Source organism: Bacillus sp. RCC_6_1 (assembly GCF_041360755.1).
GTDB lineage: Bacteria > Bacillota > Bacilli > Bacillales > Bacillaceae_G > Bacillus_A > Bacillus_A cereus.
The window spans coordinates 708,374-720,796 of record NZ_JBFUPV010000001.1 but is presented as its reverse complement, the minus strand read 5'-3'; the positions used below and the strand labels follow the sequence as shown (position 1 = coordinate 720,796).

Here is a 12,423-nt window from a genome sequence, read left to right as displayed (position 1 = left end):
TTAGGAATCTCCTTGTTTTTTCTTATAATGCTATGGAAAGCGAGGTGGGAAAATGGCGCAAAAGAGTCATATGAACGTAAATGATGTATATCCAATACTTGATATGATCAATAGAAAAGTTAATCAAGGAAAGGGAACAAGACACCATTTTACTAGTCCGCTATTCAATAATGATAACGACAATGGTGTAACAACATTGAATTCTTCTCAATGGCAAGTAGAGTCATTTGAAGTCATAAGGGAAACAGAAAATTCAATAGCTAATCATGTAATTAATGAGATTAGAATTATTTATCGAAATGGTGCAATAGATAAAATCTCTTTAGTCCGTGGGCTCAATCCACCTGTATCTGATGAAATTCAAGATTATGAGTACATCAACAATATTATGATTACAGAAGTTTCTATAAGAACAGAGTGGTTTGGTAAATCCCAAGAAGTTGTTGCAAAGATTATAAGGGAAAATGATTACGGTAATTTTAAAAAGGTTAAACTTACGTATTTTGACTCGGAATGGGGCTCGAGTGAGGAAGAAATCGAAGAAGATTCTATACCGTCTAAATATGAAAATCCATCTGATTTTTATAACGGTAAATATAGTAATTATGAAGAAGTGATAGTAGAAGATTATGTAGACTATGCAGAAATAGGATATGCATCTAATGAAGAAATTGAAATCTCTCCAGATGGTTGGTCTGATGGATACAATCCATCGTCTCCTGTAGATGTGAATGTGGAACTCGGACCAAAGGTAACAGATGAAATTTAGAGAGGAGGTCCTACATGAGTTTTGGAGCAAATGTAGTAGTTGGAGGGGAAATAGATAGAGTAGGTAGATTGGGTGGTGGACGTTTAGATTATCCATTTATGCCTACAAAAACAGTTCCTTATATAAAGGGGAAAATTTTAGAGGTACTAGGTACTTTAGGGCACTTTGATATTCAATTTATCCCTGATTTTGATATTGAGCTGGTTTCCGTAGCTGTAGGAGCGTCTAGATATCATTCCTTTGATAATTGGAGTTTGTTTATTGGAGATGATCATAAAAATAACTACATATTTGATGAAATATATACGAAGGATTTACCAGAAGGTGCTTATTTAATGGCTGTGAAAACAGTAAAAGCAGGTACCCCAATTACATTCCGCTTTGATAATAAAGGTGGGCAATCGAAATATGTTTGGATAAACTTTCAATGTTTAAGGGATAATCCCAACAAATAAGAGAGGTGGATATAAATGCCTTGGGTAGAGGAAACATTAAGACACGATAATTTTTTAGATGATATGTTTGATAAAGTATTTAGAAGATTTAAAGATAAATCAGGTAATTACTGGTGGCAGAATTTTAACAATCAAGTTTCAAAAGTAGATCTATATAAAATTACTTTTGAAAAAGGGTTATTTGTAAAAGGAGAAGAGGGATATCTAACCCCTTTTGAATCTCGAGAAGGTATGTTATGCATCACTCGGCATATGATTATGCGTAGGTGGGATAATGAGTATTTAGCATTCGCACAGTCAACAGGGGCTGTAAAAATTAACACTAAAGATATTCCTAGAGAAAAAGAAGGTTTCTTAGAATGGATTTCTAATTTTTATAGAAAATCTGTAGACTATACAACTGTTTATTCATACACACTAGACACATATGCTGGATATACGCATTATGTATCACCTAGTGGTGAACTTGCCCCAGTTACTATCATGAGTGAAAATCATGGTTTGGATATATTTAGGGATAGCATGGATATAGAGTACTACGGTGAGGATGAATACTATGAAAGTATGAAACAATCACCGATTATTACCATGCAATTAAAAGGAGATACAGGTGATTTAGTTGCCTCCATAGGGAAATTAAATTATCGAACTAATACGAATTGGTGGGGGGACTCTTTAATTCAGTTAAAAGGTGTATTTGATGAGACAAGTGCATTTTTCACATTAAAAGTAGATTCGGCTCCTAGCTGGGAAAATAATATGGTGACTTTAATTCCCTTTTTCTTTGGAAATCTAGTATCTAAAAATACATCTTCGAAAAATGAAACACCAATCGCTATGCTTGGAGGTAGGCAAGTAGGAGAATTTTTTGACTTCGATAGTATAGGGACTAAAACTGAAATTTTACAACCTATCACAAGAAATTATGTAAACCATCCATCAAACGGAGTAGATTCCGTTATGATCAAAAAAACAAAATATGGAGCACGTTATCAAGAACATTTTTTACGTTGGAACGTGCCACCTAATCTAATGCCACCTACTCGTGAAGAATTAAGACTGGTCAAAAATGCACAAGGAACCGAGAAGGAGGAAGAATATGCTCGTAAGTACCCAAGGGCATGGAATTATTTAAGATATGGTTACTATCAATACGATTTTCATGCATCTAGGTATAGTAATAAGATTCATACATCTCGTGCAACAGTCATGCATCCTGAAGATGGGGTATTAGGGTATATTCCTAATATCGTACTTCTGCCCGTTATTAATGTTTCCGAAGGTGAGAAGTTAGTGTTCCCTTATTGGTGTGAAGAATGTAATGAATCTCAATATCAACCTGAGGTACCTAAAGAATCTACTAAATTAGAGTGGGGAATTGCTAAGAGTACAAGCGAACTGAATAATCTTCATGTGAATTTAGGAGATTCAACCAATAATTCTAATTCCAATTCTGATAAAGGTAATAAATTTTCTTATTATTGCGATGGGGCAGTAAGGGCACAAGCAGTAGATGATACTTATTGGAATCCCTCTGTTATTACGCAAGATTATTTGGCTAACAGCACAGATGGTATTGGAAAGGAATTAAGCAAATCGTTCTGGGAGGGGCGAAATGATTGGTTAGATTATTTACAGGAACCTCAAAGTCAGTATCATTTGGATAACTCTAAAATAAAAATTGAAGATTTTCATAAATTTTTATGGAAAACTTTAAAAGATATTAAAGAGGAAGGTTATAGTTTACAAGATAGATGGCTAGATTTTAACGAGTGGGGAAAGGCAAATTTACCTTGTTTAAATGAATTGCAAAAAGCCTCAGTATTTATGTCAGCTAAACTCAATAAACCTGTCTTATTTTTCCCAGGTTCAGAGGGGTTTTTAAAGGGCGATATATTAGATAAAATGCTTCCTTTAATTAAGAAAGTACCAAGTGCTATATATGATTGGATTGACTTTAATAACGTATTTATTGAAAACGAAGATGATACAGGTCTTGTTGGAGCTTGGGTAATGGATAGTTTTGCTACAGCCATGCATAGTAATGGGAAAAAGGAAAATATTTTATCTTCTTTTCGTTCTTTAGTTAACTTTGAACCTCAGGTGCTGCTTTATAATATTTCAGCTGCCAAGGCACATCGCCCATATGACTATATAAAACCTAACCTGGGTTTTGGCAGTCATGTTGTTGATGGAGAATATAAAGCATATTATTTACCGGATATGACTAATGATAATTATATACCTTACGTTGCCGCAGAAGTAGCTGTACATGAGATGGGCCATGCATTATCTAATTATGGATATGACATATTAGGTGAAAAACTACATGAAATGCAAGAATGGTTAGATATTAGTGGTTGGATCGAGAATATTGATGGTTCATTTAATGAACTAACGAAAAGCTCGCCGGGTACAGCGCTAGATAATGGAAAACTTGCTCCGGTATCAGATTATGGATGTTTTAGCCCGGCCGAAGACTTTGCTGAGGCCTTTATGATGTATATCATTAATAGACAGTTTTTAGCTAGCAATTTTAAAGATAAACACGATTTTATAGTTAATAAATTAAAAGAAATGGGTATTGATTCAAAAATGTAGGAGGTAAAATATAATGATTCTTAAGATAAAAAGAGGAGAAGATTTTGCCTTTATTGATAATGAAGGTGATATTCAGCATAAAGTCAGAGTAAGCGGTAATAATGAATCTCTTGTAAAATCCTTGGATAATATTTTGAATGTTCAAACTGGAATAAGGTTTAGAGGAGAGATTAAGGGGATTCCACCTAAATTAATTACAAAGGACGGAAAAAATCCTTCGACAATCAATAAATCTAATAAATTATATCTTATGGAATATTTTAAAAGAGACTTAGAATTACAAGGCTTTACCGTGGAAATTATAAAAGCGTAGAGGTGATTTTGATATGGCATTAACTCCCGTTCCTAATTTATCAGTACCGCAAAATAAAGGGTTTAAAGGAACTGATTCACTACCAATTATACATTCAATTAGATGGAGGCATTTACCATCGAGGTACATTTTTAAAGACGTAGATGATGTAATTACATATCATTCTCATGGGCCACTTACTATAGATATTAACAAGCATGGTGTATCTTATCTTGATGTTTATTTCCTAAAAGATACTGATATTGTTGAAGTAACAGCATATATCAGATTTTTAAGAGAAAAAGATCAGCTATTAATAGAGGAACCCTATAAAATTGGAGAGGCTGGGGCAGTAATTGCTCTAGAGGATGATGAAGTAAACCATGAATTAAGGAGAGTTAAAGGAATTGCTTTTACGCAAAAAGACTTAGGTGATGGTACACCTATGTACGACTTTATGAATATGTCTAAAGAAGGCATTTATGAAGTCTGGATAAAAGTAATTACAGGGTTAGGAAAAGAAATGCATTTAAGGGTTCCTTTTCAATGGGACAACTTGGTGCCTAGCATTCCTCCAGAAAAAGATGGTCATGATTCTGATAATGCGGGCAAGGATAACAAAAAATCAGAATATAATGATGAATATTACGTGACGATTGTAGAGGGGGACTCAGCTTTTACTAAAAGGCCTTCTACCCATTTTAGAATGGCAGGTATAGGTATGTTAAAAGATGCGGGTTGTTTTAAAAGAATAGAGACTCCTGTATTAGAACCAATTTCAAGGCCTTCAAAAATACAGATTATTAATGATATCCCAATTAGTAGCTGTGGTTTAAATTTAATTACATCACGATTTAATAAGGTAGTAGGAGAGGTTGTTACATTCTCGCTTGTACACACAAATAAATCTGGTATTCTACGTATTGATACGAACTATGATAAGAATGGTTTAAAGAGTCTTGGGAATGGAACGTTTAAAGTTATTAATAAGGGCGTATATAAAGTTACATTTATTGTAACGTATAACGATGGACAAGAATGTATAACTGAGGGGACTATTATTGGCGAATTTATTTGTGAATTAAACATTACTGGTCCTTCTTTAAAATCACATGTAGGAGATTCAATTGTTCTTCATTTAGACCATGGACAAAATAGTTCAGCTTCAAATATTGGTGTACTTGTTCAAACCCCTCCTAAAGTCATGCAGACAGGAAATTACACTTTTACTAGTAGTTCACCAGGAGTATATTCAATTAAATTTATCGTTGATTATGGTTTTGGAGTTTGCGAAAAAATAGTGAATATTGAATTTATCTCAAAAAATATTCCCCCTGAAAAACCAGAAGGTGAAGGTGGAAAACCAGAAGGTGAAGGCGGAAAACCAGAAGGTGAAGGTGGAAAGCCAGAAGGTGAAGGCGGAAAACCAGAAGGCGGAGGTGGAAAGCCAGAAGGCGAAGGTGAGAAACCAGGTAAAAATGTACTAAAATGCGGACAAACAGCACAGGGTGGCATGGGATATGGGGAATATATTCATGCTGTAAGTGAAGAGGGCATCTGCTATGTGGAGTATGATTTCTTCTCTGCACCAGATAGAATGCGAGTATTTGTTAATAATGAATTGATTTATGATACTTCACGTAAAATGGATAAAGAAGGAAGCCCATTTGGTTTTTATTATAAACCTGATGATGGGGAATTAAGAGTAGTAATGAATGATGGCCAAGATAAAGGGAGCAGGTGGAGTTATACCCTGTATTGTGGAAGTAGTGTACCTTCGGATGTAAAGCTAAAAGCTAAAATTATTAATTAGACATAAGTGTTGTTAACAGAATAAAAAGACTACTTATAATAAATTTAAGTAATTAGTTGCAACTTATTACCTACTCATAACGATAACTAAGTTGCAGAATAAGGGCGGGTAAGATCTCGTCCTTAATTAATAGAAAGAGAGGTGTAGAAATGCCGTATATTGATAGCACACCTGCACTTTCCCCTTATAAGGTTCGTGAAGGTAACTTACAACACGGTTTTATGGATTTACTGATTAAACACGGCTGGACCAAAGTAGTAGAGTTTAAAAAAGCTGTAACAGGTTCTTATTATGTTACAGATCATCCTTTAGAAGGAAGGCATGATGAAAAATTTACAGTTGCCAATCATATTATTCTACGTAATGCACGAGGTGATTTGTTTGGTTTTGCTGTAGTTGCAGATTGGAAGGAGTTTACTGCTCATGATAAAGGGATTCCATATTACAATGCTTTTAAATCAACAGCTACTGAAAAAGAGGCCCTTATTAACTATATGGCCAAAGAATTTGAAAAAAGAAAAGTAAATACATCTCTTTATTTTTATATGTTGGAAAAATTACCAGATGTAAAAGAGGGAGATAAATTATTTACCCCATGGGGAACGGGATCTAGTGCAGATGAAAAACGACTTCAAATGGCTTTAGATATTGAAGTTACACAAATTGATTTTAAATCTACAAGTGCTGGTTCAGAATTTGTAAAACAAGCGAATCCTATTGTGATGCAGTCGCCTATTGTAGAGTCATCTCTACGTTCACCATTACTTGAAAATATTGATTACCCTTATATGCATACAAATTGGTGGGTTGATTCGGAAATTAATATTAAAGGACATATTGACAGTAATAGTCTTTTCTTAATTATCCAAACGGATAATACACCAATGTGGGAAAATAATGTCGTACCTATTGTACCGATTTACTTTGGCGATATTGAAGCAATAGATGAAGGTGATCCTGCTATCGCATTATTCGCAGGAACTGTTCCAAAAGGTACTGATACAAATGGCGTTGCTGCTTATAACTTTGATGATATTAAGATTAAAGGTGGGCGTCAAATTATGCCTGTCCTGAAAAAATATCCTTCTAATCCATCTAATGGTGTTGACTCTGTAATGGTGAGTCGTACTAAATTAGGTTCTCGTTATCAAAGTTATTACTTGTCTTGGAATGCACCTGCACAAGATATGCCTCCTAAGCGTGTATCTGAAGTAGGTAATAAACAATACCCACGAGCATGGGAACGAATTAATAATTATCAATTCAATCCTTCACGTTATTCGGATAAAGTACAAACTTCATTTATTTATCTGATTCATCCAGAAGAAGGAGTAAGAGGATATTTAAAGAACTCTGTAGGATTTAATTCAATTAATATGGGATCTAGTGAATTAAGAATTCGTCAAGAGAGTTGTCCAGAAAAGGTTTTTGATGTATATCAGTGTGTCCCAGTTAGTGCAATTTCACCACTAACGAAGCGACCATCCACACAATTTCGACCAATGGGATTAGGGTTGTACAAAGAAGCACTAAATACTTCTAAGAAACCAGCAGCGAATAAGACTCTAGTTAATGTTTCTAACCTAAAAGCTACAAATCCACAAGAAGGAACTGTATTACTTACTTGGACAAATCCGAATGATATGGAGCTCTCAACGGTTAACATCTTCGTAAATGGTATGAAGTATGCAACAGGTGTCACTGAAGTAGAATCATATACTATTAAAAATGTGACAAAAGGAAATGGTGTAAAAATTAAACTAGTTTCTGTAGACATGAAAGGAAATGAATCTGCAGGTATTGAAGTATCTGTGAACGTAATGTAGTAATGCAACTTACATGTTATGAAAGAAAGGTACCTACCTATAATATACATGACATAGAAGAATTGCTATTTATAAAACTAATTAACCTATTATTAAAATAAAATGATGAAGCGGGTGATGAGATGCCATATATTGATTCAACTCCTCAGGATTATCCCTCTAAGTTTGAAGAAGATAACTTGCAGGACGTATTTGCACAAATGTTAATTGATAACGGTTGGACGTTAGTGAGGAACTTTTATAAAGCTGCGGTAGATACTAGGGCGTACAATCGCCGAACGGATCAAGTCAATTATGCAATTGCAAGACATACCATTTTTAGAAATGCAGATGGGAAATTACTAGGTTTTGCGACAATTAGCCAATTCCCTCTTAAGTACAAGTATGAGAAGAAACAACCTATTCGTAGACCTCACGATGATACCGATCCTAATGATCCTAACTTTAAAATGAAACCTACTTGGGATGAATGGATTAAACAAAAGTATGTAGATAATACAACAAGAACAAACTTGTATTTCTATATGTTAGAAAAGTTACCAAACTCTAATCTTGTTAAAGAAGATGGTATTGTTTCAATCGTTACTATGCCAGGTATGGGTGGTACATCCTTTGAGCAAGACAGAGATAGGGATAGAGATGACTGGTCTAAGTGGTGGTATGAATATTTTGAAGGAAACTACCATGTAGAAGATAGAGACTACGATCCAGAAGACTTAATTTATGAGGAAAAATTATTATCAGCTTCTCCTTTCCATGTAATACGTTCAGCACTAGATATTGAAGTGTTAGAAACACGTTGGGATACTGATATGCAAGAAGCGGTAATTGAAAAAGCTGATCCTCGTGTAATGCAGTCACCAATCGTTAAGACTACATTACGCGCTGAATTTTTAGAGCATATAAATGATCCTTTATGGCATACGAACTGGTGGACAGATTCAGAAGTTCGTGTCAAAGGTCATATTGATAGCACAACATTTTTCCTAGTTCTTCAAGCTGATACAGCCCCTGTTTGGGAGAAGAATTTGGTTCCGACTATACCGCTATATTTCGGTAAAGTAAATTCTTTAGATGGAGATAAAGATGAAGGCTATGCATTATTTTCAGGAACTATTCCACCTGTAAAGCGTGTGGATTCAACTAGAAAAGAAACTACATTTTCTTGGCGGAAAATTATGCCTGGCGATACAATCCTTTATGTAAATGATGCAACAAAATTACCTGAGGCACCAGCGTTGTTAACGATTAATGGTACAGAGGTAGTTAAACTTATTGAGAAAAAAGGTAAATATTTAACTGTTGAACGTGCGCAACTAGGAACATTCATGCGTGCACCTTATTGGGACACAGGTGCGACAATTGCTCGTCTATCGACTAATAACGCTAGCAAACGAGTGAAGAATGAAGATGTAGTATCTTTATTTGATTTTGATGATCCTGGCGCAACTGTTGGCGAAACGATTTATCCTTTACTTAAATTATATCCACATCATTCTTCAAATGGTGTAGATTCTGTAATGGTTTCCCGTTCTAGATTTGGTGCACGTTATCAGGCTCACTATCTCTCATGGAATGCACCTTCGAACCAGCTACCACCAAATAGAGTAGATGAAATTGGTAAGAAATATCCGAGAGCATATAATCCTGTTGAAAAAACTAACAATTATAAATATCAATTTAATACTTCCCGATACTCAGATAAAGTACACTCCTCTCGAATTTATGTAGTTCATCCTGAAGAGGGTGTGAGGGGATATTTAGATAAAGCAATCGGGTTTAACTCACAAGGAATGAGTGCAACGAATTTACGCGTTGCAAAACAAAACTGTCCGGAAAAGGTTTATGAAATGTATAAACCACATAGTATAGGTGCGGTATCTCCTCTAACGAAGCTACCTGTTACACCTTTCCGTCCTGTAGGTTTGGGGATTTATTCTGAGGACATTAATCCAAATGAAGTTCCTCATGACAATAAGAATGATAAAACTCCTCCAGGAGAAGTGAAGATTACTAAAGTATTAAGTCCAAAGTCACAGACTATTGATGTAGAATTTGACCTTCCTACAGATAAGGATTTAAAGCATGTCAATATCTACTTAGATGGTAAGATCTATGCTACTGGAATTACTGGAACAACTTATTACAGATTAATGGGATTAAACACAGGATTTAAACCTGAGATCAAAATTACTACGGTGGATTCAGCCGGTAACGAATCTGTAGGTATTACTGTAACACCTATAGAGGTTTCTTAATAAATATAGAAGGGGTGACCAATATGTCATTAATTAATACAGATGGATTTTTCGATGTAGATTTGTCCGTGCAACTTCTACCTTTAGATTTAGAGAAGTTGTTTAATGCGGGAGGATGGAGTACTTTAGGGAAATACCGTGCGGTATCGCCTTTAACAGATGCAAATGGAAAGAAGGATCCATACCGAAAAACTTTTGCTGAAACTTTTCTATTTGAATCGAAAGGTAGCGATAAACAACATCGCTACTTTGGATTCACCACAGGTTATGGTGGGAATGTGAGAAAGCTTGGAGAGGAACCTGTAATTTCAAAAGATACATTTTTAGGTGAAATGAAGGATGTAACTCCTAGTGGGGCCAAAAAAACAAAGACAGTATTTGAATTTATGGTTAAACCAGTTATTCCTTCTAGTGTAATTTTATATCGTGAAGATGGTTCAATGATTGACCAAGCTACAACAAAGTATTTAATAGATGGAGAGAAAGGGACTGTAACATTCAATGATAGTCAAGTAGGTAAGGTTCTTTCTACATACTCGCTTACAGATAATGCTCCGGATCTAGTAAAACGCTTATGGTTCTTTACGTTTGAAGGATTTATCCCTACTCGATTTATTTTACGTTCTGAACGCCCTGACTTGGCTGAGTTAGAAGACAAAAAAGGTGGAGTATTTAGCTTTAAAATGAAGAAAGGGAACCAACGTATCCGCGAGAATTCATATAAGTTCTATGATAAATTAACTGGAACAGTACCCCTTGATTCCGCTGATTATACTGTGGACCATGAGGCCGGTACAGTAACGTTTTCAGGAGGAACTGAGCCGTTAGCATTATTCGCTGACTATGAATTAGAATATGTAAAAGATGCAAACGGTAGTTATGGAGATATTGAAGTAAATAAGTTTAATCCGCAAGTTCCAACAGAACTTATGGGGGCCGCTTATGATGCAGTTCGCTTTGTGTATCCTTCATTACCAACAGCCGTATCGTTTATTCCGCAAAATGATATCGGTTTAGGATGGGGACGAGATTCTCAAGTTTATTATTGGGGAAATATTACAAAGGACCGTATCGTTTCTTACTTCCGTTTAGATCCTGCGCCGGATCCTGAAAGTACGTTCTTTGCACCATTATATATTGGACGTCTATCGACAATTGGTAAGACTCCTCGAATGAATAATGTAATTATTGGTGGAGCTCGTTCTGATGATGAGATTCAATATAAGACGGGTATGAAATTAGGACGTAGTGTAGTTGACTATGGTGTAAATACATCTAACGGTAATAGTTCTGTACTTGTACAACGAACTGTTGGCGGGGCAATGTATCAAAAACATTACTTAGCATTTATCACTCATGATGCTGACGTAGATCCAAGCCATGAGTCTCGTTTTAATCCGTCTGTATATTCTAATAAATATCACATTTCGCCAATGTATATTGTTCATCCTTCTGATGGTTATGTGGGTAGACTAGATGAAGTTTATGCGATTCATCCAAAAAATATCTCACAATTAGATGAATTAGAAGTAAAAGAACGATCTGAAAACGAGCAAGTAGGTACAGGAGATGGAGCAATCAAAGAGTTTCATTTATTCCATAGACCTACAATCGATGATGAATTTGAAGTTCGCTTAGTAAGTTCAGCTGGATGTAATACGTTAACTAAAGCGAATTATGTTGAATATAAAGCAGATACACCTCCAGCTGCTGGGAAATTTACAGTAGATGGTTCTACCAAACGATTAATTTTGGGTGATGCTCCAAAAGATCGCGTAGAAGTGATTGTTTCTTATAATTACGCCCAAACATATCGTTACACTTTAGCAGATACACCTAGAACACCTTTCCGTTTAGCGAACATGACTCCATATGCTCCTATTGGACTTGGTTTCTTAAAAGAAAATTTATAATAACCGCAACTAAGTCATGACTTGTACCGAATACTACGGTGCAAGTCTTACTTTGTCGAAAGGTGGGTGGTGGAAAATGAGTAACAGTAAGCATTATTTACTCAGTTTCACTACCCTTTTTTATAATAAAAAGGGATATGTATTCAGGTTCAATCGTCATCAAAATGTACCTAATCTAGATGTTGTCCCATTGGCTTTTGATCCTTGGAATAGGTATAGTGCGTTAGCTTTAGATGATATGAAAATGGGTACAAAAGTGAAACGAGCGGCTGGTGCGATGCACTCTGTATTAGCTGATTACAAAACTATATTTGAAGGCTCCAATTTAAATTTAGAAAAAGGTAGTCTTATTTATATAGCGGAGGTAGGAGAAGCATTAACTAGAGGGGATAAAAGTGCACGACAAGGGGATTTAATAGAAATAACAGAGAATAAGGATTTTTTACGCTTATTTTGGAGAGGTTATTAGTCAAATAAACACAAATCTAGTTAAGAA

Annotated in this window: 9 protein-coding genes; all 9 read left to right on the top strand. The window is 35.3% G+C overall.

What is annotated here, in order from left to right:
* Window positions 1-52: 52 nt before the first annotated feature.
* The 9 genes from AB6801_RS03500 (at window position 53) to AB6801_RS03460 (ending at window position 12,396) form a co-directional block, all read left to right on the top strand.
* Window positions 53-769 carry a hypothetical protein gene (locus AB6801_RS03500; RefSeq protein WP_097999158.1) on the top strand — a complete coding sequence of 239 codons (717 nt, stop codon included), beginning with the start codon at window positions 53-55 and terminating at the stop codon, window positions 767-769.
* A gap of 14 nt (window positions 770-783) precedes the next feature.
* Entirely contained in the window at window positions 784-1,224 is a 441-nt protein-coding gene (locus tag AB6801_RS03495) for a hypothetical protein (RefSeq protein WP_000007797.1), read from the top strand.
* Window positions 1,225-1,239: 15 nt separating this feature from the next.
* On the top strand, window positions 1,240-3,825 hold the full coding sequence (locus AB6801_RS03490; RefSeq protein WP_097999159.1) for a hypothetical protein: 2,586 nt from the start codon (window positions 1,240-1,242) through the stop codon (window positions 3,823-3,825).
* Window positions 3,826-3,838: 13 nt separating this feature from the next.
* Window positions 3,839-4,138 (top strand): hypothetical protein, encoded by a 300-nt coding sequence (locus AB6801_RS03485; RefSeq protein ID WP_000601026.1) that lies wholly within the window; start codon window positions 3,839-3,841, stop codon window positions 4,136-4,138.
* Between the two features lie 13 nt (window positions 4,139-4,151).
* Entirely contained in the window at window positions 4,152-5,930 is a 1,779-nt protein-coding gene (locus AB6801_RS03480) for a hypothetical protein (protein WP_097999160.1), read from the top strand.
* A 149-nt stretch (window positions 5,931-6,079) separates the two neighbouring features.
* Entirely contained in the window at window positions 6,080-7,756 is a 1,677-nt protein-coding gene (locus tag AB6801_RS03475; RefSeq protein WP_097999161.1) for a hypothetical protein, read from the top strand.
* Window positions 7,757-7,878: 122 nt separating this feature from the next.
* Complete coding sequence (locus tag AB6801_RS03470; protein ID WP_097999162.1) at window positions 7,879-10,014, top strand: hypothetical protein; 2,136 nt, start codon at window positions 7,879-7,881, stop codon at window positions 10,012-10,014.
* Between the two features lie 23 nt (window positions 10,015-10,037).
* Window positions 10,038-11,927, top strand: coding sequence for a hypothetical protein (locus AB6801_RS03465; protein ID WP_000052789.1), 1,890 nt, complete (start codon window positions 10,038-10,040; stop codon window positions 11,925-11,927).
* Window positions 11,928-12,003: 76 nt separating this feature from the next.
* Window positions 12,004-12,396 (top strand): hypothetical protein, encoded by a 393-nt coding sequence (locus AB6801_RS03460; RefSeq protein WP_370941031.1) that lies wholly within the window; start codon window positions 12,004-12,006, stop codon window positions 12,394-12,396.
* Window positions 12,397-12,423 lie beyond the last annotated feature (27 nt).